Raw genomic sequence first — 26,475 nt, forward strand, 5'->3', positions numbered from 1 at the left:
CAGTGGCAGTGCTGGCGCAGATCCGTCCTGCCCGAAGACAGACGTTCCCCCATGAACCGCGTGACGCCGCATCTCCGGCGTCCACCGCATCCCACCCCGCGAACGTGACGATCGCGATCGCCCCTCTCGGTGGGGCAGGACAGAGGGGAATATAAGCCTGATAGGGATGCTGTCAATGAGAGATAGGAAAAAATGTTTGGGTGCTGTCTTGCCGCCCCACACTGTCATTCCGGGGCGCGGGCGCACCTTTGCGCACGCGAACCCAGAATCCCAGCATGTTCAGCGCAAAACAGTCCGAGATTCCGGGTTCGTGCTCTGCCGGCTTCGCCGGCGACGCACGCCCCGGAATGACGAGTGAGGTCGCCTCGTCCTCTCACCCCCGCGGCTTCGGCGTGAACGGTCCCTTCGGCGCGTTGCCGATCAACGACACGACGATCAGCGCTGCCATCGCGAACCAGAAGGTGAGCCAGAAGCCGTCGATATAGGCCAGGGTATTGGCCTCGCGCTGCACGAGACTTGCCAGCGTGCCGATGCCGCGCGCTTGTGCGAGACCCTCACCATGGCTGGCGAAACGCCCGGTGAGTTTGGCAAGAATGCCGACGACATCGGCATCGCCGCTGGCGACATGCTGGCCGAGCAGATTCGAATGGATCTGCTCGCGCACGCGCAGCCAGGTGCCCATCAGCGCGATGCCGATCTCGGCACCGCCGAGTCGGAAGACCTGGATATAGGCCGCAAAGGCGGTGGCGCGCGACGGATCGGAATTCGACAGCGCGATGATCACGATGGGCAGCAGCGTGAAGCTCTGCCCAAGCGACTGCAACATCACCATCGGGATGAAATCGCCAAGCGCCCATTCATGGGTGAGCTGCGTGCCCAGGAGGGCGGCGGCGGCGAATGCCGCAAGGCCAATGATCAGCGTCAGCTTCACGTCGTAGTAGCGAATGAGCCAGATCGACAGCGGCACCAGCACGATCATCGGCACGACGGCATAGAGCAGAAACAACATGCCGGACTGCTCCGGCCGCAACAGCGCGATGTTGGTGAGAAAATTCGGCGCCAACGATGAATTGGACAGGCTGGTCATGGTGTAGAGAATGATCGTCAGCAGCGCGAGACCGATATTGCGCGACAGCAGCACCTCGGCATGCGCCCATGGCCGTTTGACCACCGACTCATTGATGAAGAAGCCGACGGTCAGGACCGTGCCGCCGCCAAGCAGCGCCACCACCGTACCCGAACCCAGCCAGTCCAGCCGGTTGCCCTGATCGAGCCCCGCATAGATCATCGCCATGCCGGTGCCGAGCAAGAGCATGCCGCCCCAATCCGCCTCGCACAGCACGAAGCGGTTGATCGGCTCGCGCGGTGTGCCGAGCCAGACGAACAGCGCCAGCAGCGGCGCGATGATGACATCCTGCCAGAACATCCATTGCCAGCCGATGTGGCTGACATAGAAGCCGACCAGTGCAGTGCCGGAATTGAGCGAGAAGCCGACGCGAATGGAATAGATCGCAATGGCCGGTAGCCACCACTTCATCGGCAGATTGCGAAAGATGATCAGCAGCGTTGCCGGCACGAAGGTGCCAAGCAGCATGCCGTGCACGATGTTCAGCACCAGCAGCAGATTGTAGTCGCGCACCAGCGGGATCACCAGCGAGATCGCCGCATAGACCAGGGCAGGAATGCCGAGCACGCGGCGCAGCCCGAACACGGTGGCCATCCAGGCCACCGCCGGCGCGATGAAGATCTGCGACGCGGTGCCGGCGGTGGAGAGCCACGCGCCTTCGTCGAAACTCAGCCCCAGCGCCCCGCGCAGATCGGCGAGACCGATGGAGAAGATTCGCGTATCGAAATTGGCCAGGAACGCGCCGAGCAGCACTGCCCCGACCGCAAAGATCGGATGGTGCGAAACGCCCCCGGTCGAGACCGGGCCGCTTTCGATGACCTTACTTTCCGCCATTGCCGGCCGCCGGCGCGTCGGTGTTGATGCTGGCGGTTACCGACATGCCCGGCAGCAACCGGTCGAGCAGCGGCTGCCCCTTGTCGAGCGTGATGCGGACCGGCACGCGCTGCACGACCTTGGTGAAATTGCCGGTGGCGTTATCCGGCGGCAGCAAGGCGAATTGCGATCCCGATGCCGGCGAGACGCGCTCGACACGGCCACGCAGGGTCTCCGCCGAGAACGTATCGACGACGATGTCGACGGGCTGGCCGGGCTTCACGCGGGTAAGCTGCGTTTCCTTGAAATTGGCGATCACATAGACGTCGGGCAGCGGCACGATGCTGATCAGGCTGGAGCCGATATTGACGTAGTCGCCCGGCTGCACCTGACGCTCGCTGACCACGCCATCGAATGGCGCGACGATCTTCGTATAACCGAGGCGTAGTCTGGCGGCATCGAGGGTCGCCTTGGCGCCGAGCAGATCGGCGGCGCGCTGCTTGCGCGTGCCGGCGAGCACTTCGAGCTGATGTTTCTGGGCGGCGATCACCGCGCCACTCGCCTTTACATCGGCCTGTGCCTTGGCATAGGCGGCGGTCGCCTGCTCGAAGCGCTGCCGCGTGCCGGCTTCGGTCTGCGTCAGCGAAGCCTGACGTTCCCGCTCCTGTTGCGCCTGCACTTCCATCGCCTGCGCCGACACGCGCTGCGCCTCGGCCTGCGCGATGGTGGCGTATTGCAGCTCGACCTGGTTGGCGAGATTGTCCAGCGCCGCCTGCGCACCGGCGACGCCGGCTTCGGCTTGCGCTACCTGCGCCTCGTAATCCGCGGGATCGATCTGGATCAGCAGATCGCCGGCTTTGACGTGCTGGAAGTCGTTCACCGGCACGGCTTTCACGGCACCGGCCACGCGGCTCGACAGCCGCGTTGTCTGCGCGCGGATATAGGCATCGTTGGTGGTTTGCACCGCGCGGTTGCCCATCCAGATGTCCCAGCGGGTGGTGGCCAGAACGATGAAGACAACCGCGGCAGCAACGGCCAGCAGCGGAATCGCAAGACGACGCCACGCCTGCTGTGCTGGCGTCAACGCCGCAGGCTGTGCGGGCGGTTGCGCAGCCGGTTGTGCCGGTGTCGGCGCAACAGGTTGTGACGGCGCCGGTTGCGGCGTTGGGGATGCATCAAGCTGGGACATGTCTTCCTCGCAGCGACCTGAGTGACATTATGTCTCATGTCGTCGCACCCGATTCAATCGCCCGATATCGGCAATCCATACCGGTGCCGCAGCATTCGGGTTCGATTCGTACCAAAGACCGCAGATTTTATATCTTTTTGCGGCGTGCCGGTTTGTCGCCGCCATCAGATGGCGCCGGAGTATCCGGACCGCGCGGCTGCAGATAGCGTTGCAGCGCAATGGCGCGCTCGCTGGATTCGACGAGTCGCTCGACGCTCCCTAGCAATTGATGAAATTCGTCCGCGTTGAGACAATCGAACTGTACGTCATTGACCTGACGCTGCGTGGGATTGAGGCTTGCCAGCAGCGCATCGCCGGCCTGCGTCACCATGAGACGCAGGCGCCTGCGATCGGCGGGATCGACGAGCTTGTCGAGCAATCCCATCTGCTGCAGCTTGTTGGACACCGTGGTGACGAAAGCGCCGCTGAGATGCAGATGCGCCGCGAGTTCGCGCACGCTGACATCGCCTTCAGCGGCCAGATATTTGACCGAGATCAGCACAGTGTATTCGATCCCGGCCAGGCGGATCGCGGCGGCATGCCCCTCACGCACGGTCTCGTGACGCGCGAGGAACGCCAGCAATGTGTGCACGAGTTGCCGGAATGCATGATCGGAACCATCGACCAGCAGCGCCTTGCGCGACGTGGTCAGCGCCGGAGCCGGAAGTTTGGCCTTGAGCGCGGTTTTGGCTCCCGTCTTCACCGCGGGCTTTTCGGATTTACGCAGTGCCGTCGTCTTGGAGAGCGGCGTAACCTTGGAACGAGACATACCGCTTCCCAGTGAACGATCCGCGACAGGATTGGCTGGCGCCCCCTGCTTCGTCAAGCGATTCTGCATACCTTCTTAACGAAGCTATTGATCAAATGCATTTACTGGGTCAGGATCGGCGTCAAATCTGACGGGAGAACATCATGAAACTCGATATCAGGCGCCTGCTCTGCTTCACCGACCACAAGGAGGTCGAGGCCGGCCACCGGCACGACCAACCGCTGCGCCGCGTCACCGCCGTGGCCATCGTCGCCAATCCCTATGCCGGACGCTATGTCGAGGACCTCTCCGAGGCAATTGCCGCCAGCGTCGAAGTCGGCGCCGTGCTGGCGAAGCTCGCCGTCGAGGCGATGGGATCGTACAAGGTGGAAAGCTACGGCAAGGGCGGCGTCGTTGGCCTCGGCGGCGAACTCGAACATGCCAATGCGATGCTGACCACGACTTTCGCCACGCCGCTGCGCGAGGCCGTCGGCGGCGCCGAAGCGTGGATCCCCTCTTTCACCAAGCTCGCTGCCCCCGGCTGCCTGATCGACGTTCCCCTGGCGCACAAGGACGCGCTCTATGTCCGCTCGCATTACGACGGCGTCTCGGTGACGCTGCCACCCGATGCGCCTGCCACTGATGAAGTTGCGCTGATCGTCTGCCTCGCCAATCGCGGGCGGCTCAATGCACGGGTCGGCGGGTTGAATGCGAGGGATATCGGCGGCAAGGACGGCTTGCGCTAGGCTGCGGCTTTGTGCGGCCTTGGACGGCCTTGAAATTGCGGAGACGGGTATGAAAACGGCCATCGTCAATATCGGCACCATCGTCACCGGTGATCTCAAGGCGCCGTTCACCGACGGCGACGGCATCCTGATGCAGGACGGCCGCATCAGCGCGATCGGCACGCTGTCATCGGACCAGGTGTCATCGGCCGATGTGGTGATCGACGCCGCCGGCACCACGGCGATCCCCGGCCTGATCGACAGCCACGTGCATATCACCTTCGGCGATTACACGCCGCGGCAGCGCGTGGTCGGTTATCTCGAAAGCTACGTGCATGGCGGCACGACGACGTCGATCACGGCATCGGAAGTGCACGTCCCCGGACGCCCCAAGGATCCCGCCGGCGTGAAGGCACTGGCGCTGGCCGCCCGCGCCTGTTTCCTCGACTATCGCCCCGGCGGCATGCGCGTCCATGCCGGCTCGATCATCCTCGAGCCGGGACTGACAGAGGCCGATCTGGAAGAACTGGTGAAGGCCGGCTTGTGGCTTGCCAAGGCCGGCTTCGGCGCATTCGAGACACCATTCGACTATGCGCCCTTGATGCTCGCCGCACGCAAGCTCGGCATGGTCACCACCATGCATACCGGCGGCTCATCGATCCCCGGCTCGTCCGGCATCTGGGCCGAACATGTGCTGAAATCGAATCCGAGCGTGTCGTTTCACGTCAATGGCGGACCGGTGGCGATGCCGGAAGCCGGCTTTGCGCGGCTGGTGAATGAAAGCGACATCGCGCTGCAGCTCTGCACCGCCGGCAATCTGCGCACCGCGCTGCTGACGGCGAAGCTGCTCGACGACGCCAAACAGCCGGAGCGGCTGCTGATCGCGACGGATACGCCGACCGGCAGCGGGATCATGCCGCTCGGCATGTTCTACACCATCAGCCATCTCGCCAGCCTAGGCCACATGCCGCCCGAACAGGCAATCGCGGCGGCGACGGGGAACAACGCAACGGTCTATCGGCTCAACAACGGATTTCTGAAGCCCGGCAAGGATGCCGACGTGGTGCTGATCGACGCCTGTGCCGGCGGCTCGCAGGACAATGCGCTGTCGGCGCTTGTGAATGGCGACGTGCCGGCGGTGAGCGCCGTGATCACCGACGGCGTGCCGCGCTTTGTCGGCCGCAGCCGCAACACGCCAGCGGGTATGCGTAATGTGCGCGTGGCGGAAACGAGATTGCCGCGGGATTTCTCGGGCGCGGCGGCGCATTGATCGGGATTGCAGAGAAGCAGCGGCACGCACGGTAGGCTCCCTCTCCCCGCATCTTGCACGGGGAGAGGGGTGGCGTGAGGGGCGAGGCACAAGACCCGCCGCATTTGATCCCTCACACATCGGCACGAACTGCACATACCGCGCTTGCGTTGAACTCCGAGAATGGCCCCTCACCCGCCGCGAAGACGCGGCGACCTCTCCCCGCGCAGTGCGGGGAGAGGTTAAGCAAACCGCGACGCCTTATTTCGCCCCACCGAACTCCGGCAGATCATACTTCGCCGTCATCTTCTCCGCCATGCCCGCCGCGCGCTCCCAGTCATAGGTGCGGTAGCTATGGCCGCGGGTGACAAACTGGGCGCCGGCATAGAACATCTCATATTGCAGATGGCGCGAGGCGAATTCGGAGCCGACCGCATCCCAGGTCAGCTTCAACAGCTTGACGCGGTCCTGGCCCGACATCGCCGGCGAGATCTGCGTCAGTCCGATAATGTCCGCGATTTCCGGATTGCTGAAATCATCCACCGAGGACGGCAGCATCAAGAGCGCACCACCGGCAAGTTCGCGGATGGCGCTGATGATCTGCGGATACATCTCCTGCGACTGCACCTGCGCTGCATAGAGCAGATGCTTGTTGGGCAGATAGTAATCGCCGCGCATCGCGCCGCCGGCTTCCATGCCGAGCACCATGCCCTCGATCAGCGCCGCCTGCGAGGCGAGCTTGCCGAGCACATCCACCACGGGCGGGAAATTGATCGTGCCGATGGTCTTGGCGATGCCGCGCGCGAGGCCGACCAGGAAGCGCAGCTTTACCGACAGGCGGATCTGCGCCTGATAGTTCTGATACACATGCGCCGGTGTGTCGTGGAGCTGGGCGCGGCACATGTCGGTGTTGCGGAGCAGGAACACGCGCTCCCACGGCACTTTCACGTCGTCGAAGAACACCAGCGCGTCGTTCTCGTCATAGCGATAGGCCAGCGGATTGTCATATTCGTTTGGCGCATGGGCCTCGAAGCTCTTGCGCGACAGCATCTTGAGGCCCCTGGTCCCCATCGGCAGCGCGCAGGAGAAGGCCAGATGCTCCTCGCCCGGCCGCAGCGGCTGGCCGGAGCCGACGAAGATCTCGTTGGCCATGATGGCTGACGTGGCGAACAGTTTGGCGCCGCGGATGGTGATGCCCGACGCATCCTCGTCGACGATGCGCGCCACCATGTCCTGCGCATTCTTGCCCTGATCGCCGAACGCCTTGGAGCGATCGCCCTGCACGTTGTTGATCACATAGGTCAGAAACAGGTCGCTCTTGCGGGCGTAGTCGTACCAGTCGCGGAACGCCTGCGCGCGTTTCGGATCGTAGTTATCGAACACCTCGATGCCCATCATCATGCCGGACATGGACGAGGCCACGTGATCGGGCGAGCGGCCGAGGAAGCCGCCGGACAGTTCGGCCCATTCCACCAGCGCCTTACGACGCTCGACCAGTTCCGCGTAGCTGGTCGGCAATTGCCAGGCGCGATTGACGCGGCGGCCACCACCGACATCGAAGGTCATGCGTTCGATATTGGCGGGGTCGGCCTGATAGTCATACAGCGCGCCAGCCGAGGCGACCGCATGGCGATAGGCCGGATGGGTCGAGACGTCATCGACCTTCTTGCCGTCGAGATAGACCGCACGACCGTCGCGCACAGCGGCGACATGCTGGGCGCCAGTCTTGACGCCGGCAACTGCCGCCCCGGATCCAAATGCCTTGTTCATCACTTTTCTCCGTCACCTGCTGCCGGCCGCGTGCCGGTCATCACTATTAATAGCTATCATCCGAAGCTATTTTGAAACCGTTGTCAAGCGGACCTGTGGCATTCGGGGTCGTGCGTCATTTGTCGTGATTGCAATTGCGCTGCGAAGCCGCCAAGCTCTGGCAAGTTTTGATACATGGGATCATCACGTGGCCAAATCCGCAGCGCGCTCCACTTCGATCGGCAAATCAGTTGGCAAGGAGATCAGCAAGAAGCCTGCCACAGGCCGGCCGGCGTCCCGCGCTGCATTGACGGTCTCCCGTCCGGAGCTGCTGGTGGACGGTTCGGACGCCCAGTTCCGCCGCCTCGTCCACAGCCTGTTCGGCTTTCTGGTCCGCCACCAGACCTTGCGCGAAGGCCACGCCGCCGTCATCGGCCTCGCCGGCATCGAATACACGACCCTGATTTCGATCCGGCATCTGTCGGCGCAAGGCGACGTCCATGTGCGCGCCGTCGCCGATCACCTGCATCTGAGCGGCGCCTTCGTCACCACCGTGACCAACAAGCTCGAAACCAAAGGGCTGATCACCAAGACCTCGCACACCGGCGACCGCCGCCGCATCAGCCTCGTGGTGACACCGCATGGCGCCGAATTGCTGGAGCGGCTCGCGCCGACTCAGGCCCAGGTGAACGACGTGCAGTTCGGTTGCCTCGGCACCCGGGAATTCCACCAGTTGCTGCACATGGTGCAGCGGCTCGTCGATTCCAGCGACCGCGCCATTGCGTTACAGCGTTATCTGGCCGACACCAATGTGAAGCAGCTCTCGCCCGAGGCCCAATCGATCGCCGTCGCCAAGCGCGGCAAGCCGCGCAAGAGCTGAATCTGGCCTGCAATCCGACCCGCGTCAGGACCGGCGGTTGCACCCGGCCAAGGCGCCGGGGATAGCCACTGCCCGCGCCGCCATTGCTGCGACAAAACGGCACCGGGGGAGCGCAGCCCCCGCCCGCCCAAGGGCGACGCGGGAATCAGCCGCGACGCGCCCGCAACACCAAACACCCGTGAAACAGGCAATTGCGCGCATTCCCGCCAGCTTCGAATTGCTGCATTTCCGGGCCGCACTGCCGCATAAATTAGCTTCTTAAGAGAACTATTTTATAAAGATACTCAGAATGACGATTGTCAAAGCCTGAAATTTATTGGACGATCCAACCAACGCTGTCATTCCGCTGTCACAGCTGGCGATGGCACATGGCGTGCATAGAAATCTTTATCTGGATTATGCTGCGGATCACTGCAGCAAAAGCATCAGCAGAAGAGGACGATCGTCGATGTCACGGATCAAATCGAATTTGCCGCGCGTATTGGGCACAGTTGCCGCCGTCACGCTCTCCGCCATGGTTGGCGGTCAGGCATGGGCGCAGGAAATCGCCATCGGCGCGGTGGTGCCGAGCTCCGGTCCATTCGCCGAGTGGGGCCGCAGCAACACCGTGACGCTGAAGATGCTGGAACAGCAGACCAACGATGCCGGCGGCATCAATGGCGCGAAGCTGAAGATCACCATTCTCGACGACGCCGCCAAGCCGGCGCAGGCCGCAAGCTCGCTGCGCAAACTGGCCGGCGACGAGAAGGTTCTTGCCGTGGCCGGCCCGCTGACCTCAAGCGCCGCCGAAGTGACCTTCCCCGTCGCCAATGAAATGAAGGTGGTCTCCACCTCGCAAGCCTCCTCGAAGCCGGGCGTGGCGAAGCTCAATCGTCCGTGGGCTTTCCGCAACACCATCGACGAAGGCGTGCTCGCCAAGACCACCGTGCCTTTCTACAAGAAGGCCTTCAACATCAAGACAGTCGCCGTGATCTTCGACGCCAAGGACGCCACGGCTTCCACCGTCGGCAAGGTGATCATGCCGGCCGTGCTGAAGGCCAATGACATCACCGTCGCCAACGAGAACGATCTGCTGTCGTTCAACACCGGCGACCTCGACGTCTCCGCACAGGTCACCAAGCTGAAGGCCCTGAATCCCGACGGCGTCGTTGTCAGCGCCGATTACAGCCAGGCCATCACCGTGCTGCGCGAAATGAAGCGCCAGGGTCTGATCAAGCCGGTCGTCGGCGCCACCCAGTTGATCTCTTCGGCGATTCTCAAGGCTGCGCCGGAAATCCCGGTGATCGCGCCCGCAACCTTCTACGCCACCATGACAGGCCCGGCACCCGAGAAATTCACGGCCACCCTGACGCCGCTGCTCCGCAAGGAATCGGGCCTGCCAAAGGACATCGAGCCCTCGATGTATGACGCCAACATCTACGAGATCGTCTCGATGTATATCGACGCGATCAAGAAGACTGGCGTCACCGGCAAGCCGGCCGATCTTGAAGCCGACCGCACCAAGATCCGCGATCACCTTGCCAAGCTCGAAGGCTTCGCCGGTCTCGGCGGCCCGATCGGCTTCAATGACGACGGCGACGCGATCAAGGCCTTCTACGTGCTGCAGGGCCAGAACGGCGCCTGGGACACCAAGGTCAAGGGCTGCAGCTCGGCGCCCGGCCACCCGGCCTGCTGATCTCTCACATGATCCACGCCGCTGCGGCCGGGAAGTCCTCCCGGCCGCAGTCATGATGACGACCACCTGATTTAACGATTGCGATTCCCATGCTGATACAGCAACTCGTCAACGGCCTGACGCTCGGAGCGGTCTATACGCTGCTGGCGCTGTCGTTCTCGCTCGTGATGGGCATTCTCGGCATTCTCAATCTCGCGATTGCCGAACTCTTCATGATCGGCGGCTATCTCGGCTTCACGCTGATCACCGCAGGCTTCCCGCTTCCGGTCGCCGTGCTGGGCGGCATGCTCGGCGCAGCCGTGATCGCCATCGCCATCGAGAAGATCGGCTACCAGCCGCTGCGCGACGCGCCCCTGGTGACGCCGATGCTGTCGACGCTGGGTTTCTCGATCATCCTGCAGAACGTCGCCACCAACATCTGGGGCTCGGATCCTGCCCAGCTCCCCGACGAGTATTTCGGCAAGCAATATGCGTTCGGCCCGGTCAATATCGGCGAGATGCAGCTCATCGTGCTCGTCGCCACCGTCGTGCTGGTCGCGCTGGTTGCCTATATCGTGCAGAAGACTCCGATGGGCCGCGCGCTGCGCGCCGTCGCCGAGAACCGCGAAGTCGCAAGAATCCTGGGCGTCTCCGCTGACCGCCTGACCATGCTGGCCTTCATCCTGTCGGGCTCGCTCGCCGGCGTCGCCGGCGTGTTGATCGCGCTGCATTACGGCACCATCACGCCCTATCTCGGCGTCGAGATCGGCCTCAAAGCCATCGCCGTGATGGTGATCGGCGGCACGCGCCAGATCTGGGGCGCGCTGGTCGCGGGTCCACTGATCGGCATCGCCGAAGTGCTGACCGTCGCTTACGGCGGCTCGCAGGTGCGCGACTTCGTCGTTTACGGCTTCATGATTTTGATTTTGTTGCTGCGTCCGCAGGGCCTGCTCGGCGGCGCGCGATCCGATCAGGGGCAGCGCGTCTGATGTCGACCTATTACGCAAGCCTGCTCGCCGAGTCCGGCATCCTTCTGCTGGGCGCACTCAGCGTCTATATCATCCTCGCCACCGGCCAACTCTCGCTCGGCAATGGCGCCTTCATGGGAATCGGCGCTTACCTGTCGTCCTACCTCACCGTCGCGCTGAACGTACCGCTGACGCTTGCACTTGTGATCTCGGCCATCGCCGCCGGCATCATCGGCGCCATCGTCGCCTTCCCCGCGCTGCGCCTCAAAGGCATCTATCTCGCCATGGCCACCGTCGGCTTCGGCGAAATGGTGCGCAGCTTCTTCCTCAATTTCGACGCCATGGGCGGCTCCGGCGGCTATCGCGGCATGCAGCACATCTCGGTCGGCTATGTCTGGCTGTGGGCCGGCGGCATCCTGATCGCCGTGATGCTGCTGGAGCGCTCGCGCGTCTGGCTGGAAATGCAGGCGGTGCATGACGACGAGACCGCCGCGGGCCTGATCGGCCTCAACACCACCGTGACCAAGATCGGCGCCTTCGGTGTCGGCGCCGCCGTCGCCGCCATCTCCGGCGGATTGTTCGCGCATCACAATGTCTATATCGAGCCGGCCAATTTCGGCTTCGATCGCTCGATCGAATTCGTGCTGGCCGTGATCCTCGGCGGCTCCACCGTCGGACCGGGCTCGCTGGTCGGCTCTCTCCTTTTGGTGTTCCTCCCCGAATTCCTGCGTCCGATCGCCGACTGGCGCCTCGCCGCCTTCGGCACGCTGCTGATCGTCGTGCTGCTGGTACGGCGTCAGGGCATTCTCGATCGTTCGCTGATCCGAACGCTCACCTTCCGGAGGGCTGCGGCATGAGCAATGCGCTGCTTCAACTCACCGGCGTCACCAAGACGTTCGGCGGCATCCATGCGCTGTCCGGCATGGTCTGCGAAGTGCCGGAAGGCAAGATCGTCGGCGTGATCGGCCCGAACGGCGCCGGCAAGACGACGCTGTTCAACACGATCACCGGCGCCTATCGCGCCGATGCCGGCGAAGTGAAACTCAAGGGCGTCGATGTCACGCAGTGGCCGTCCTATCGCATCGTGCGCGAGGGCATTGCGCGCACGTTCCAGAACATCCGTCTGTTCGGCAGCATGACGGTCTGGGAACATCTGCTGGTGGCGCAGCCGCATAGCGAAAGCGCGTGGCGGCGTCTGCTGCCGATCGCCTGGGCCAATCCGGCGGCGCAGGAACGCGCCGAGGAAGTGATGGCGTTCTTCGGCCTCACCGAACTGCGCGACCGCCCAGCGAAATCCCTGCCCTACGGCATCCAGCGCAAGGTGGAGATGGCGCGCGCCGTCACCGCCAGGCCGAAGCTGCTGCTGCTGGATGAACCCGTCGCCGGCATGAACCACGACGAGGCCGAGGAAATCCGCGCGCTGATGATCCGCTTGCGCGACACCGGCCTCACCATTCTCCTGATCGAACACGACATGAATTTCGTGATGCGGCTCTGCGACTATCTCTATGTGCTCGATTTCGGCGTGCTGATCGCCGAAGGCAGACCGGAAGAAGTGCGCGCCAATCCCGTCGTCCTCGACGCCTATCTCGGAAAGGACTCGTGATGCTCACCATCCGGGGCTTGCAGGTCCGCTACGGCGCCATCACCGCCGTGCGCGGCGTCGATCTCGACATCAAGCAGGGTGAGATCGTGGCTTTGCTCGGCGCAAACGGCGCCGGCAAGAGCACCATCGCGCGCGCCATCGCCGGGCTTCTCCCGTTCCAGGGCGATATCACCTATCAGGGCGAGAAACTCGCGCAGAATGCGGCCGAAAAGAATCTCCGCCGCGGCATCGCGCTGGTGCCGGAAGGCCGCGGCATTCTCGCGCGCATGACGGTCTATGAAAATCTGCTGATGGGCATCTACACCCGCCCGGACAAGGCCGAGGCGATGGCCGATGTCGGCCGGATGCTCGAGCGCTTCCCGATCCTCGGCAAGCGCCGCGACGGTCTCGCTAGTCTGTTGTCGGGCGGCGAACAGCAGATGCTGGCGATCGGGCGTGCACTGCTGTCGAAGCCGAAGCTGCTGCTGCTCGACGAGCCCTCGCTCGGCCTCGCGCCTCTGATGACCGCGAGCCTGTTCAGCATGATCGCGCAATTCCGCGATGAAGGCCTGACGGTGTTGCTGGTGGAGCAGAAGGCACGCCAGACGCTGAAGATCGTGGACCGGGCCTATCTGCTTGAGACCGGCCGCGTGGTGACATCAGGTTCGGCGGAAGCGCTGATCAACGATCCGACATTGTCGGAAGCGTTTCTGGGTGGGGCGCACTGAGCTGATCCCCACACTCGTCATTCCGGGGCGCGTGCGGCGACAGCCGCGCGCGAACCCGGAATCTTGAGATAGCTGAAACGCTGGAGAGCCAAGCCACTCCGGGATTCCGGGTTCGCGAACTTCGTTCGCGCCCCGGAATGACGAGCGTGGGGCGCTACGCCCCATACCGCGCCAGCACCGGCCAGGTCTCCACGCCATTATTATGCCCGACCACCTGATAGCTCGCATGCAAATTCACCGTGGGATCGCAATGCGTCGTCAGCAGCAACACGCGACTGCCGAGCTTCGGCGCCTCGGCCCCCGCCGGCATCGTGATCATGCCGTGCTCATCACCGCCGAAGCGATAGGTTGAACCTTCCGGGGCGCCGATCATCAGCGACGGCACCGGCCCATTGAAGGCCATCGCCTTGACGCCGGCATCCACGGTGAATTCGCCGGCACGATTCACCGAGGTGACCGTGGCGAGAATGAACAGACTTGGATCGTAAGGCAGCGCGCCACCCTCGTGCTCCAACTTGCCGTAGTCAGAATCCATGAACACGTAGGAACCGACCTGCAGCTCCGTATAGGTGCCCGTGACATCATAGGCGCAGGCGCCCGTGCCACTGCCGGTGACGATCTCCGCCTTGATGCCGGCTTCCGTCAGTACATGCAGATGCTCGTCGAGCATCGCGCGCACGCGCGCAGCACCTGCCCTGCGCTCCTGCGAGTCGATCATGTGCTGCACATGACCGGCGAAACCCTGGATGCCACTGAAATTCATGCCCGGCGTGGCTTCGATCAGTTGCGCGAGCGCGAGCGTCGATGCGGTATCGACCACACCGGTACGGCGCTGACCGACATCGATATCGATCAGCACCTGCAGCTGACGGCTGCCGGCATCGAGCAATTCATGCAGCACGTGAATCTGGTCGGCGTGATCGACGACGATGCTGATATCGGATTGGTCGGCGACAGCGGCCAGACGCGCGAGCTTCGGTCGGTCGGCGACAGGTGTCGTCAGCAGCAGCCCTGTGATGCCAGCCTGCGCAAAGGCCTCGATCTCGGCGACCGTCGCGCAGGAAATGCCGACAGCGCCAGCCTCGATCTGCATCTGCGCGATACGCGTCGATTTGTGAGTCTTGGCATGTGGGCGAAGCGCAACGCCGTTCGCTTTGGCGAACTCGGCCATGGCCGTGATGTTGCGCTGAAGAGCAGACGCATCCAGCACCAGCGCAGGCGTCTGGATATCCGCAAAAGCTGGCAGATTGGGATCGAGCATCTTTGGCATCACAGCAGCTTTGCGCCAAAGTTCTTCGCCAGGTCCATTTCCGCAGCGAGCTTGCCTGACGGCGTCGCGGCCCTGCCGCCCTCGCGCAGCATCAGGCGTCCCTCGCCCGGCTTGCTGGTGAACGTATCGCCATCGACCAGCACGCGGCCGCGCAACAACACCTTCTCGGGCCAGCCGATGACGGTGCGGCCGGAGAACGGCGAGAAGCCGGTGAGATCGTGCATCATCTCGTCCGTCAGCGTCACCTTGCGCGCGGGATCCCAGATCGCGATGTCGGCATCGTTGCCGATGGCGATCGAGCCCTTCTTCGGCAGATTGTAGATCTGCGCCGGTGCGGTCGATGTCAGCTCGACGAATTTCGAGAGACCAAGACGCCCCTTCGACACCATCGCGTCGAACAGCAGTGGCAGGCGCACTTCGAGGCCCGGCAGACCGTTGGCGACCTGCTTGAATGTCGGGTTCGGCCCGGCGCGCAGCTTGCCAGTCTCGTCATAGCGATAGGGCGCGTGATCCGACGAGATCAGTTGCAGATCGCCGAGCGACAATGCCTGCCACAGCGCTTCCTGATCGTCCGTGGTGCGCGCCGGCGGGCTGCACATCCACTTCGCGCCTTCAGTGCCCGGCTTGTCGAGATCCTCCGCGGTGAGGAACAGATATTGCGGGCAGGTCTCGGCGAAAATCTTGACGCCGCGGCCGCGCGCTTCGCGGATCACCGCGGCGCCTTCGCGCGTCGAGACGTGGAAGATCATCACCGGCTGGTCGAGCAATTCGCTGAACGCGATCAGCCGCGTGAAGGCTTCGGACTCCGAGACGCGCGCATGGCTGACGGCGTGATATTTCGGCGCGGTGTAGCCCTTGTCGATCAGGCGCTTCACCATCCAGGCGATGACGCCGTGGTTCTCCGCGTGAACGCAGACCAGCGCTTTGGCTTCGCGCGCTGCGGCGAGAATATCCAGCAACTTCTCGTCATCGACCTTGAGCCGGTCATAGGTCATGAAGATCTTGATCGAGGAATGGCCTTCCCTGACCAGCGCCGGAATATCCTCGGCGATGACCTTGTCGGTGACGTCGGAGACGATGATGTGGAAGGCGTAGTCGATCATTGCGCCCTTCTTCGCCAGCGCCGTGTAATCGGTGACGACCTCGCGCACATCCATGCCGACATGCTGGGCGGCGAAAGAAATCACGCTGGTGGTGCCGCCAAAGGCCGCGGACCGCGTCGCGCTCTCGAAGGTGTCGGCATTCATGATGCCGGCGGCGGAGAGTTGTTCGATATGGGCATGGGCATCGACGCCGCCTGGCAATACCAGCTTGCCTGTTGCATCGATCTCCGTCTTGCCGGCTGCAAGCCCGCTGCCCAGTGCCACGACGGTCTCGCCGGTAATACCGACATCGGCGGCAAATACATCGCTCGATGTGGCGACGGTGCCACCGCGGATTACGAGGTCGTAGACGGGATCGGACAAGGGCAGAACTCCAGGGATGAGATCAGATATGCGAACATTTTACAGGCTTTGACGGTCGGCACTTTCCGGTAATACTGCTGTCCTGACAAGGAGCCGAATATGCAGCCCCGCAAGAAGATTCTGGTGGTCAATCCGAACAGCAACCCGCAGGTGACGCGCAACCTCGCGGAGGCGTTGCAACCGGTGATGTTCGAGGCCGGGCCCGAGATCGAATGCGTCACGCTGGCGGAAGGACCATTGGGCGTGCAGACGCAGGCCGATCTCGAAAGCGTCACCATACCGCTGAGCCGGCTGGTGGCCGCCGACAATTCGGCCGATGCCTTCGTCATCGCCTGCTATTCCGATCCCGGCCTGCACGTTTGCCGCGAGGCGACGCAGCGTCCGGTATTCGGGATCGCCGAATCCGGCGTGCTGACGGCACTGTCGCGCGGCGACCGCTTCGGCGTCATCGCGGTGGCGCAGGGCTCGATCGGCCGGCACATGCGTTATCTGCGCCAGATGTGCCTGATGGATCGCTTCGCCGGCGAACGTCCGCTCAACATGAGTGTGGCGGAAGCGGCTTCAGGCGACGACACGCTGGCGCGCATGATCAAGGTCGGCCGCCAGTTGAAGGACGAGGACGGCGCCAACGCCGTGGTGATGGGCTGCGCCGGCATGTCGCGTCATCGCAGCGCGCTCGAGGATGCGCTCGGCATTCCGGTGATCGATCCGACCCAGGCTGCGGTGAGCATGGCCATCGGCACGGTGATGTTTCAGTAAGTTTGAGCTCCGGCAGTGAGCTCCCTCTCCCCGCTCTTGCGCGGGGAGAGGGGTGGGGTGAGGGGCGTGGCACGAACCTCGGCCGAAACTCGGCAGCAATGCACTGCTCAGTGAGCGACACGAGAATCCGACATTAACGCGACTGCGGTGAACCGCCCCTCACCCGCCGCGAAGACGCGGCGACCTCTCCCCGCGCAAAGCGGGGAGAGGTTAGGTCAGTGCTTCTCGTCGATTTAAGAGCGTCGCCTTACTCCGGCGGCAGAACCACGCCCGTCTGGCTGGTGATCCGGCCATAGTGCTCGATGCGGCGGTGACGCTTGAAGTCGAAGATCGTGTCCTTGCCGAACTTCGTGTCATCGAGATCGACGGTGCAGACCAGCAGCTCATCGCCTTCGGTCTTGGCTTCGGCGAGAATGACGCCGTTGGGATCGACGATCAGTGAGCCGCCGATCAGGGGATGACCGTCTTCATCTCCGGCCTTGGCGACGGCGACCACGAAGGTCGAGTTCTGATAGGCGCCGGCCTGCACCGACAGGCGGTTGTGGAACAGGCGCTGCTCCGGGCCCTCGACCGACTTCTGCGAATTCACCGACGGCGTGTTGTAGCCGAGCACGATCATCTCGACGCCCTGCAAGCCCATCACGCGATAGGATTCCGGCCAGCGGCGGTCGTTACACACCATCATGCCGAAGATGCCGCCCAGCGCGCGGAAGACGGGAAAGCCGAGGTCGCCCGGTTCGAAATAACGCTTTTCCAGATGCTGGAAGGCACGCTCGGTATCGAATTCGACATGGCCGGGCAGATGCACCTTGCGATATTTGCCGACGATCTTGCCGGTCTTGTCGGTGAGGATCTGGGTGTTGAAGTGATGGCCGTCGGGGGTCAGTTCGGCATAGCCGATCGAGAGTGCGATACCGGCCTTGGCGGCGGCGTCGAATAGCGGCTGGGTCGCGGCGTTCGGCATCTCCGACTCGAACCAGGTGTCGACCTCCTTCTGGTCGGTCATGTACCAGCGCGGGAAAAATGTCGTCAGCGCCAGTTCCGGATAGACGACGAGATCAGCGCCCTTCACCCTGGCGTCGTCCAGCAGCGCCAGCATGCGCTTGACCACGGCCTCGCGGCTTTCGGCTTTCTGAATTGGGCCCAGTTGGGCAGCGGCGACGGTAAGCTTACGCATAAAATTATCCGGGTTCGGGTTGCGTGCGGTTTGTACCAGAACCGAAAGCAATGATCGAGCCAACACGAGGCCCTTCCGGCCCGCTGGGACCGGGCGGCCCAGACAGGCCTGATCCGGGCCTTCGCCCCCTGCCTCATTTGGTCCGGAACACAACACGATTGATCCGGTTGTGCTGACACCTGATGCCCTCGTCCAAACATTGGAAAAATCATGAAACGCCGCACCCTTATTGCCGCGAGCCTGTTGCTCGTGTCCTCCGCCCTCGCCCCAGCCGTTTACGCGCAGTCCGTCGGCGAAAAGACGGGAGTCAATTCCGTTCTCGGTGTCAGCCCGAGCACCCCTGATTTCGTCAAGCAGGTCGCGATCAGCGACATGTTCGAGATCCAGTCCAACACGCTGGCGGAAAGCAAGGGAAATGCCGCCGAGAAATCCTTTGCAGCTATGATGGTGAAAGATCACACCAAGACCAGCACCGAGCTGAAGGCGATGGTCAGCAGCGGCAAGGTTAAGGCCGAACTTCCGCCAGCGCTCGACAGCGCGCATCAGAGTAAGCTCGACAAGTTGAAGGAACAAAGCGGAGCTGACTTCAGCAAGAACTTCAATTCGGTCCAGGTCGACGCCCACAAGGACGCGGTTGACTTGTTCGAGCGCTACGCCAAAAGCGGCGACAATGCCGAATTGAAGGAATGGGCCGGAAAGACGCTGCCGGCGCTGAAGCATCACCTCGAAATGGCGCAGAACCTCAGCAAGTAGCGCCTGCCCAACGCCGAACTCCCTGAGGCCCGCGAACGCAATCGCGGGCCCTTCTCCCGGTAACTTCTGCGAGACATCCCATGGCCAAATCATCGATGCCCAAAAGCGGCACCACCAATGCAACGATTCACGATCAGACGCTCATTCGCGGTGAAGGCGGCGAACTCCATCAGATAGCCGGACCAGAGGACGCGTTGCTGACGACCGCCCAGGGCGGCCCGGTTTTCGACGATCAAAACTCGCTCAAGGCCGGATCGCGCGGACCGACATTGCTCGAGGACTTTCACTTTCGTGAAAAGATCTTCCATTTCGATCACGAGCGGATTCCCGAGCGCGTGGTGCATGCACGCGGTTACGCGGCGCACGGCTTCTTCGAAAATTACGGTTCACTGGCCAAGCATACCCGCGCAGATCTGTTTCAGCGCGCAGGCGAGCGAACCCCCGCCTTCGTTCGATTCTCGACGGTCGCGGGCAGCAAGGGCTCGTTCGACCTCGCACGCGACGTGCGCGGCTTTGCCGTCAAAATCTATACCCAAGAGGGCAACTGGGACCTGGTCGGCAACAACATCCCGGTGTTCTTCATCCAGGATGCAATCAAGTTTCCCGATCTGGTCCATGCCGTGAAGGAAGAGCCCGACAGCGCCTTCCCTCAGGCGCAGTCGGCGCATGACAACTTCTGGGATTTCATTTCGCTGACGCCCGAAAGCATGCACATGGTCATGTGGCAGATGTCGGACCGAACGATTCCCCGCTCTTTCCGCTTTATGGAGGGGTTCGGCGTCCATACGTTCCGCTTCGTAAACGCCAAGGACGAATCGACCTTCGTCAAATTCCACTGGAAGCCGAAGCTCGGTCTGCAATCGGTGCTGTGGAACGAGGCCGTCAAGATCAACGGCGCCGATCCGGATTTTCATCGCCGCGACTTGTGGAGCGCTATCCAGTCCGGCGACTATCCCGAATGGGAGCTGCGGGTGCAGCTGTTCAACAACGAGTTTGCTGACAAATTCGATTTCGACGTGCTCGACCCCACCAAGATCATCCCCGAAGAACTCGTGCCCCCGATCGCTATCGGCCGTCTGGTGCTGGACCGCATGCCGGACAATTTCTTTGCTGAGACCGAGCAGGTTGCGTTCATGACGCAGAATGTTCCGCCCGGCATCGACTTCACCAATGACCCGCTGCTGCAAGGCCGCAACTTCTCCTATCTGGACACCCAACTGAAGCGGCTCGGCAGTCCGAACTTCACCCATATCCCGATCAATGCTCCGAAATGTCCGTTCGGACATTTCCAGCAGGACGGGCACATGGCCATGCGCAACCCGGTCGGTCGCGTCAACTACCAGCCAAATTCGTTCGGCGTAGGCCCGCGCGAGTCAACCGCCAAAGGCTTCAAGACATTTGCTGACATAGGGCAAGGCGCGAAGCGTCGGCTGCGCGCGGAGAGCTTTGCGGATCACTACAGCCAGGCACGGCAGTTCTTCATCAGCCAAACCAGGGGCGAGCAACACCATATTGCCGCTGCGCTGACTTTCGAATTGAGCAAAGTGAAGACACCGGTGATCCGCGAGCGCATGGTCGCGCATCTCCTGAACATCGATGAAGGACTGGCCAACAGGGTCGGCACCATGCTGGGTCTTCCGACGATGCCGAAGCCTGCTGACGCGGCGATGCCCACGCGGCAGGATCTGACGGAGTCGCCAGCGCTCAGCATTGTCGCAAATGGCCCGCAGCGTTTCGAGGGCCGCAAGCTCGGCATCCTCGTCACCGACGGGGTCGATGCCAAGCTGCTTGCCGCCCTGCAAGGCGCGGTGACGGAGGCCGGCGCAACATACGAGATCATTGCGCCAAAGGTGAACGGCGTTGAAGCCAGCGATGGCAGCCTGGTCGCCGCCGACCAGATGATCGATGGTGGCCCGTCCGTTCTCTATGACGCAGTGGCCTTGCTCCCGGCGGAAGCCGGAATCGACGACCTCTTGCAGGAATCAACCGCCCGCGACTTCGTCACCGACGCCTTTGCCCACTGCAAGTTTATCGGACATTCCGAGGCCGCCGAGCGGTTGTTCGCCAAGGTGGGAATCGCGGACGACCTCGATGAAGGCGTCGTTGCGCTGGGCAGCGCCGACGACGTGCCGGGCTTCATGGACAAGCTGGCCAAGCTGCGGCTCTGGAGCCGCGAACCGAGCGTCAAGATGCGCTGAAGCATGCGGTTGCCCGCCCTGTGTGCGGGCCGGCATAACTTTTGAGCAAAGCTTTCAGGTCGAAGCAATGGCGCGGCATTTTATGCTGCGCCATTGCTATGTCTTGCAAGAATTCTCTGAGCCGCCGCAGCATTAGGGAATGACTTGGCCGCCGGTTATGCCCTAGGTTGCGCGGGCTATGCGCTGGTTCCATCTGCGCAGGCACGACGCAGGAGACTTCGACACCATGACCCGCCTGGAAATGACCCGCCGCACGGCGCTGCTGACCTCCGCCGCCATCGCTGCCAATGTCGCGAACCCGCTACGCGCCTTCGCGCAGGAAACGCCCCGCAAGGGCGGCGTGTTCAACGTCCATTACGGTGCAGAACAGCGTCAGCTCAACCCCAGCATTCAGGCCTCCACCGGCGTTTACATCATCGGCGGCAAGATCCAGGAAGCACTGGTCGATCTCGACGCCAATGGCCAGCCGGTCGGCGTGCTCGCGGAGAGCTGGGAATCCACGCCGGACGGCAAGACCATCACCTTCAAGTTGCGCAAGGGCGTGACCTGGCACGACGGCAAGCCGTTCACCTCGGCCGACGTCCAATTCACCGCCATGAACATGTGGAAGAAGATCCTCAATTACGGATCAACCCTGCAGCTGTTCCTCACCGCGGTGGAAACGCCGGACGCACAGACCGCGATCTTCAAATATGAGCGGCCGATGCCGCTCGGCCTGCTCCTGCGCGCACTGCCGGACCTCGGCTATATCTCCGCCAAGCACCTCTATGAGGGCAGCAGCGACATCCGCCAGAACCCGACCAACCTTGCCCCGGTCGGCACCGGCCCGTTCAAATTCGTCAAATACGAGCGGGGCCAATACATCATCGCCGAGCGCAACGAGAATTACTGGCGCCCGAATGCGCCCTATCTCGACCGCATCGTCTGGAAGGTCGTCACCGATCGCGCCGCGGCCGCCGCCCAGATGGAAGCCGGCGACATCCAGTACAGCCCGTTCACGGGTCTCACGATTTCCGACACGGCACGGCTGAGCAAGGACAAGCGCTTCATCGTCTCCACCAAGGGCAATGAAGGCAACGCGCGCACCAACACCATCGAGTTCAATTTCCGCCGCAAGGAGCTGGCCGATATCCGCGTTCGCCGCGCCATTGCGCATGCGATCAATGTGCCGTTCTTCATCGAGAATTTCCTCGGCGACTTCGCCAAGCTCGGCACCGGCCCGATCCCCTCGGTCTCCACCGACTTCTATCCGGGTCCGGACACGCCGCAATATCCCTACGACAAGAAGAAGGCGGCCGCGCTGCTCGACGAGGCCGGCTTCAAACCGGGCGCCGGCGGCACCCGGTTCTCGCTGCGCCTGCTGCCCGCTCCCTGGGGCGAGGACATCTCGCTGTGGGCGACCTTCATCCAGCAGTCGCTGGGCGAAGTCGGCATTCCCGTCGAGATCGTCCGCAACGATGGCGGCGGCTTCCTGAAGCAGGTCTATGACGATCACGCCTTCGACCTCTCAACCGGCTGGCACCAGTATCGCAACGATCCCGCCGTCTCGACCACGGTCTGGTATCGCTCCGGCCAGCCGAAGGGCGCGCCCTGGACCAACCAGTGGGACTGGAAGAATGACGCGATCGACAAGGTGATCGACGACGCGGCCACCGAGATCGATCCGGTCAAGCGCAAGGCGCTCTATGCGACCTTCGTCAAGGAAGCCAACACCGAACTGCCGGTGTGGATGCCGATCGAACAGATCTTCGTCACGGTGATTACCGCGAAGGCGCGTAACCATTCCAACACGCCGCGCTGGGGATCGTCGAGCTGGCACGATCTTTGGCTTTCCGCCTGAGCCAAACTTCGCCACAATAGCCAGATGCGCATCCTGAGCCTTGCGGGGCGGCGGCTCGCCGCCTCGATACCCACACTATTCCTGATCCTGATCGGCGTGTTCCTGCTGCTGCAATTCGCACCGGGAGACACCGTCGATGCCATGATGGCACAGATGGGCGGCGGCGATGCCGCAACCGCCCGCGAGCTGCGCAAATTCTACGGGCTTGATCTCTCGATCCCGATGCAGCTCGGCAACTATCTGTGGCGGCTGATCCGGCTCGATCTCGGCTTCTCTTCGATCTACGGCAAGCCGGTCGCGACCGTGATCCTCGAGCGGCTCCCGCCGACGATCCTCTTGATGACCGCGTCGCTGTCCTTTGCGTTTTTCTTCGGCCTGCTGCTTGGTGTCATCGCTGCACGCGGCGTCAACAAGTGGCCGGACACGCTGATCTCCACCCTAGGCCTCGTCTTCTACGCTACGCCGTCGTTCTGGTTCGGTCTGATGGCCATCGTGGTGTTCTCGATCTATCTGCAATGGCTGCCGGCCGGTGGCTTCGAGGATATCGGCGCCGTACAGACCGGATTTGGCCGCACCATCGACATCGCGCTGCATCTGATCCTGCCGACGCTGACACTGGGCCTGATCTTCCTCGCGATTTATCTGCGCATCATGCGCGCCTCGATGCTGGAAGTGCTCAATCTCGATTTCGTCCGCACCGCACGCGCCAAGGGCCTCGACGAGACCCGGGTGGTGGTGAAGCATGTGCTACGCAACGCCCTGCTGCCGATGGTGACGCTGATCGGGCTGCAGGCCGGCACCATGCTCGGCGGTTCGGTCGTGGTGGAGAGCGTATTCTCCTTGCCCGGCCTCGGACGGCTGGCTTACGAGTCCGTCGTGCAGCGCGATCTCAACACGCTGCTCGGCATCGTCTTCGTCTCGGCGCTGCTGGTGATATTAGTCAATTTCCTCGTCGACCTTCTCTATGCGCGGCTCGATCCGCGCATCCAGGCGGAGGCATGAGATGATGGACGCGGTCAAACGCTATTTCCGCAGCCCGGCCGCCGTCGTCGGCCTGCTGCTCCTGCTGGTGGTCATCGTGATGGCCATCACCGCGAGCTGGATCTATCCGCGCGATCCGCTGGCGCTGGCCGGCCGGCCGCTGATCTGGCCGTTCTCCAATCCACGCTTCCTATTGGGCACCGACAATTCCGGCCGCGATATCGCCGCGCAGATTTTCTACGGCGCGCGCATCTCGCTGCTGATCGGAGGCGTGGCGACTGTCATCGCCGTGGTCATCGGCGTGCTGATCGGCGCCTTTGCCGGTTATTATGGCGGCTGGGTCGATACGGTCTTGATGCGCATCACCGAAGCATTCCAGACCCTGCCGAACTTCGTGCTGCTGCTGGTGCTGGTCGCCGTGTTCGGCTCGACCATCACCACCGTCACCGTCGCCGTCGGCATCGTGTCATGGCCGGCACCGGCGCGGCTGACGCGCGCGGAATTCATGTCGCTGCGCAGCCGCGAATTCGTGCAGGCCGGGCGCACGCTGGGCATGAAAGACATCCAGCTGATCCTCGGCGAGATCCTGCCTAATGCGCTGCCGCCCGTGATCGTCTATGCCAGCGTGGTGATGGCGTTGTCGATCCTGCTGGAAAGCGCACTCGCCTTCCTGCGTCTCTCTGATCCCAACGTGGCGTCATGGGGCAACCTCATTGGTCTCGGCCGCGACGTGCTGCGCGTGCAGTGGTATGTCTCCGCAATCCCCGGCATCGCCATCCTGCTCACGGTGCTCGCCGTATCGCTGGTCGGCCAGGGCCTCAACGATGCGCTTAATCCGAGACTGAAAAGCCGATGAGCGCCGTGGACAATCCGATCCTCACCATCGACGGCCTCAGCGTGAAGCTGCCCAAGGGCGCCGACCGCTCGCATGCGCTGAACGGCGTCTCGATGGCGATTTCCGCCGATGAGATCGTCTGCGTGGTCGGCGAGTCCGGCTCCGGCAAGTCTGTCATGGCCAACGCCATCATGCGGCTGCTGCCCGGCGAAGTTGCCATCGATGGCGGCCGCGTGCTGTTCGAGGGCAAGGACCTCGCCAGCGCGTCGAATACCGAGATGCGCAAAGTGCGCGGCGCCGGCATCGCAATGATCTTCCAGGAGCCGATGACGGCGCTCAATCCGCTGCGCACCATCGGCGACCAGATCGGCGAGATGTTCGAGATCCATACCGAACTCTCCAAGACCGAGATCAAGGCACGCGTGCTGGGGCTGCTGCAGGACGTGCACATTCCCGATCCCGTACAGGCCGCGCGTGCCTATCCGCACGAACTCTCCGGCGGCCAGCGTCAGCGCGCGATGATCGCCATGGCGCTGGCGCTCGATCCGCGCCTCCTGATCGCGGATGAGCCGACCACCGCGCTTGACGTCACCACACAGGCGCAGATCCTGAAGCTGATCAAGGAATTGCAGAGCCGCAGGAATACCGCGGTGCTGTTCATCACCCACGATTTTGGGGTGGTCGCCGAGATCGCCGACAGGGTCGTGGTGATGCAGCACGGCAATGTGGTCGAACAGGGAGCGGTCAAGGACGTGCTGACGAATCCGCAGCATCCCTATACGCAGCAGCTGATCGCTGCGGTGCCTCCGCTGACGGCGCCGCCGCCGCGCGCACTGTCCGACGACATCATCCTGACGCTCGACAACGTCTCGAAGACCTATCGCAATGGCGGCTTTCTCGGACGCGGCGTGCGTGTGACCCATGCGGTGAAGTCCGTCTCCCTGAAACTGCCACGTGGTGCGACGCTGGGCATTGTCGGCGAGTCAGGTTCGGGCAAATCGACGCTGGCCCGCTGCATCATCAGGCTGATCGATCCCGATGGCGGCGCGATCGTGCTGGAAGGCAAGGACTGGGCGAAGCTCACGCGCGACGAGGTGCGCCGCGAGACCAAGCACATCCAGATGGTGTTTCAGGACCCGTTCGCCTCGCTGAACCCGCGCCGCAAGGCCGGCGACCTCGTGGCGCAGGGTCCGATCGTACACGGTACGCCGCGTGCGCAGGCAGTGGCACAGGCGAAGGAGCTGTTCCGACTGGTCGGCCTCGATCCCTCGGCCATCGATCGCTTCCCGCACGAATTCTCCGGCGGCCAACGCCAGCGCATCGGCCTCGCACGTGCGCTCGCGCTGAAGCCCGACGTGCTGGTGGCCGACGAGGCTGTCTCGGCGCTCGACGTCTCGGTGCAGGCGCAGGTGCTGAAGATGCTGCACGAGTTGCGCGAGCGGCTTGGGCTCTCGATCGTCTTCATCACGCACGATCTGCGCGTTGCCGCGCAGATCTGCGATCTCGTCGCGGTCATGAAGGACGGCGAAGTCGTCGAACATGGATTGGCCGGCGAGGTGTTCGGCAATCCGCAGCATGCCTATACGCAGGCGCTGCTGGCCTCGATCCCCGGCGGCGATTTCGCGCGCAGCCGGAAGCCGGTGACGGTGTAGCTCCATCCCTCATGGTGAGGAGCGCGCACTTGCGCGCGTCTCGAACCATGAGATGGCTAGGTTCCGAGCTCGCGCCCATCCTTCGAGACGC

22 protein-coding genes are annotated in these 26,475 nt (G+C 63.1%); 15 read left to right on the top strand and 7 right to left on the bottom strand.

Annotated features, from left to right (window positions below; translation table 11 throughout):
- Positions 1 to 373: 373 nt before the first annotated feature.
- The 3 genes from HP556_RS09925 to HP556_RS09935 form a co-directional block, all read right to left on the bottom strand.
- Positions 374 to 1,960, bottom strand: a complete 1,587-nt coding sequence (locus HP556_RS09925) for an MFS transporter (protein ID WP_089268035.1) — start codon at positions 1,958 to 1,960, stop codon at positions 374 to 376.
- Complete coding sequence (locus tag HP556_RS09930; RefSeq protein ID WP_089268096.1) at positions 1,947 to 3,128, bottom strand: HlyD family secretion protein; 1,182 nt, start codon at positions 3,126 to 3,128, stop codon at positions 1,947 to 1,949. Before HP556_RS09930 ends, HP556_RS09925 begins: the two co-directional genes overlap by 14 nt.
- Before the next feature lie 127 nt (positions 3,129 to 3,255).
- A complete protein-coding gene (locus tag HP556_RS09935) occupies positions 3,256 to 3,936 on the bottom strand; it encodes a MarR family winged helix-turn-helix transcriptional regulator (protein WP_175366867.1) in 681 nt (226 codons plus the stop codon).
- 143 nt (positions 3,937 to 4,079) lie between these two features.
- Between HP556_RS09935 and HP556_RS09940 the strand changes: the two genes are divergently transcribed.
- Together HP556_RS09940 and HP556_RS09945 are read left to right on the top strand one after the other, a co-directional pair.
- Positions 4,080 to 4,661 carry an amino acid synthesis family protein gene (locus HP556_RS09940; protein WP_175366868.1) on the top strand — a complete coding sequence of 194 codons (582 nt, stop codon included), beginning with the start codon at positions 4,080 to 4,082 and terminating at the stop codon, positions 4,659 to 4,661.
- 49 nt (positions 4,662 to 4,710) lie between these two features.
- The gene (locus tag HP556_RS09945; RefSeq protein ID WP_175366869.1) at positions 4,711 to 5,910 is read left to right on the top strand and encodes an amidohydrolase family protein; all 1,200 of its coding nucleotides are present in this window, start codon (positions 4,711 to 4,713) and stop codon (positions 5,908 to 5,910) included.
- Positions 5,911 to 6,150: 240 nt separating this feature from the next.
- On the opposite strand, the gene HP556_RS09950 is transcribed toward HP556_RS09945, so the two are convergent.
- Positions 6,151 to 7,659, bottom strand: coding sequence for a 4-hydroxyphenylacetate 3-hydroxylase family protein (locus HP556_RS09950; protein WP_175366870.1), 1,509 nt, complete (start codon positions 7,657 to 7,659; stop codon positions 6,151 to 6,153).
- A gap of 187 nt (positions 7,660 to 7,846) precedes the next feature.
- Here HP556_RS09950 and HP556_RS09955 point away from each other — a divergent pair, with 187 nt between their 5' ends.
- The 6 genes from HP556_RS09955 to HP556_RS09980 all read left to right on the top strand — a co-directional run bounded on the left by HP556_RS09955 (position 7,847) and on the right by HP556_RS09980 (position 13,453).
- Positions 7,847 to 8,518 (top strand): MarR family transcriptional regulator, encoded by a 672-nt coding sequence (locus HP556_RS09955; protein WP_175366871.1) that lies wholly within the window; start codon positions 7,847 to 7,849, stop codon positions 8,516 to 8,518.
- Between the two features lie 448 nt (positions 8,519 to 8,966).
- A complete protein-coding gene (locus HP556_RS09960) occupies positions 8,967 to 10,193 on the top strand; it encodes an ABC transporter substrate-binding protein (protein ID WP_175366872.1) in 1,227 nt (408 codons plus the stop codon).
- 89 nt (positions 10,194 to 10,282) lie between these two features.
- On the top strand, positions 10,283 to 11,161 hold the full coding sequence (locus HP556_RS09965; protein ID WP_175366873.1) for a branched-chain amino acid ABC transporter permease: 879 nt from the start codon (positions 10,283 to 10,285) through the stop codon (positions 11,159 to 11,161).
- Entirely contained in the window at positions 11,161 to 11,997 is an 837-nt protein-coding gene (locus HP556_RS09970) for a branched-chain amino acid ABC transporter permease (RefSeq protein ID WP_175366874.1), read from the top strand. The genes HP556_RS09965 and HP556_RS09970 overlap by 1 nt, the downstream gene beginning before the upstream one ends.
- On the top strand, positions 11,994 to 12,746 hold the full coding sequence (locus HP556_RS09975) for an ABC transporter ATP-binding protein (protein WP_175366875.1): 753 nt from the start codon (positions 11,994 to 11,996) through the stop codon (positions 12,744 to 12,746). Before HP556_RS09970 ends, HP556_RS09975 begins: the two co-directional genes overlap by 4 nt.
- Positions 12,746 to 13,453 (top strand): ABC transporter ATP-binding protein, encoded by a 708-nt coding sequence (locus tag HP556_RS09980; protein ID WP_175366876.1) that lies wholly within the window; start codon positions 12,746 to 12,748, stop codon positions 13,451 to 13,453. The genes HP556_RS09975 and HP556_RS09980 overlap by 1 nt, the downstream gene beginning before the upstream one ends.
- 154 nt (positions 13,454 to 13,607) lie before the next feature.
- Here the strand turns inward: HP556_RS09980 and HP556_RS09985 are convergent, their stop codons facing one another.
- Positions 13,608 to 14,723, bottom strand: coding sequence for a DSD1 family PLP-dependent enzyme (locus HP556_RS09985; RefSeq protein WP_210269143.1), 1,116 nt, complete (start codon positions 14,721 to 14,723; stop codon positions 13,608 to 13,610).
- Positions 14,723 to 16,189: a dihydropyrimidinase gene (hydA, locus tag HP556_RS09990; protein ID WP_175366878.1), complete on the bottom strand. Its 1,467-nt coding sequence runs from the start codon at positions 16,187 to 16,189 to the stop codon at positions 14,723 to 14,725. The genes HP556_RS09985 and hydA overlap by 1 nt, the downstream gene beginning before the upstream one ends.
- 99 nt (positions 16,190 to 16,288) lie before the next feature.
- Between hydA and HP556_RS09995 the strand changes: the two genes are divergently transcribed.
- Positions 16,289 to 16,948, top strand: coding sequence for an aspartate/glutamate racemase family protein (locus HP556_RS09995; RefSeq protein ID WP_170849729.1), 660 nt, complete (start codon positions 16,289 to 16,291; stop codon positions 16,946 to 16,948).
- A 247-nt stretch (positions 16,949 to 17,195) separates the two neighbouring features.
- Here the strand turns inward: HP556_RS09995 and HP556_RS10000 are convergent, their stop codons facing one another.
- Entirely contained in the window at positions 17,196 to 18,125 is a 930-nt protein-coding gene (locus tag HP556_RS10000) for an N-carbamoyl-D-amino-acid hydrolase (RefSeq protein WP_175366879.1), read from the bottom strand.
- A 210-nt stretch (positions 18,126 to 18,335) separates the two neighbouring features.
- On the opposite strand from HP556_RS10000, the gene HP556_RS10005 reads away from it, so the two are divergent.
- The 6 genes from HP556_RS10005 to HP556_RS10030 all read left to right on the top strand — a co-directional run bounded on the left by HP556_RS10005 (position 18,336) and on the right by HP556_RS10030 (position 26,384).
- Complete coding sequence (locus HP556_RS10005) at positions 18,336 to 18,878, top strand: DUF4142 domain-containing protein (RefSeq protein ID WP_175366880.1); 543 nt, start codon at positions 18,336 to 18,338, stop codon at positions 18,876 to 18,878.
- Positions 18,879 to 18,958: 80 nt separating this feature from the next.
- Positions 18,959 to 21,076 carry a catalase gene (gene katE, locus HP556_RS10010; RefSeq protein WP_175366881.1) on the top strand — a complete coding sequence of 706 codons (2,118 nt, stop codon included), beginning with the start codon at positions 18,959 to 18,961 and terminating at the stop codon, positions 21,074 to 21,076.
- Between the two features lie 226 nt (positions 21,077 to 21,302).
- Positions 21,303 to 22,916, top strand: coding sequence for an ABC transporter substrate-binding protein (locus tag HP556_RS10015; protein ID WP_175366882.1), 1,614 nt, complete (start codon positions 21,303 to 21,305; stop codon positions 22,914 to 22,916).
- Between the two features lie 24 nt (positions 22,917 to 22,940).
- The gene (locus tag HP556_RS10020) at positions 22,941 to 23,918 is read left to right on the top strand and encodes an ABC transporter permease (protein WP_175366883.1); all 978 of its coding nucleotides are present in this window, start codon (positions 22,941 to 22,943) and stop codon (positions 23,916 to 23,918) included.
- Positions 23,919 to 23,922: 4 nt separating this feature from the next.
- Positions 23,923 to 24,753 (top strand): ABC transporter permease, encoded by an 831-nt coding sequence (locus tag HP556_RS10025; protein ID WP_175366988.1) that lies wholly within the window; start codon positions 23,923 to 23,925, stop codon positions 24,751 to 24,753.
- Positions 24,750 to 26,384, top strand: coding sequence for an ABC transporter ATP-binding protein (locus HP556_RS10030; RefSeq protein ID WP_175366884.1), 1,635 nt, complete (start codon positions 24,750 to 24,752; stop codon positions 26,382 to 26,384). Before HP556_RS10025 ends, HP556_RS10030 begins: the two co-directional genes overlap by 4 nt.
- Positions 26,385 to 26,475: the final 91 nt, after the last annotated feature.

The organism is Tardiphaga robiniae (assembly GCF_013359755.1).
GTDB lineage: Bacteria > Pseudomonadota > Alphaproteobacteria > Rhizobiales > Xanthobacteraceae > Tardiphaga > Tardiphaga robiniae.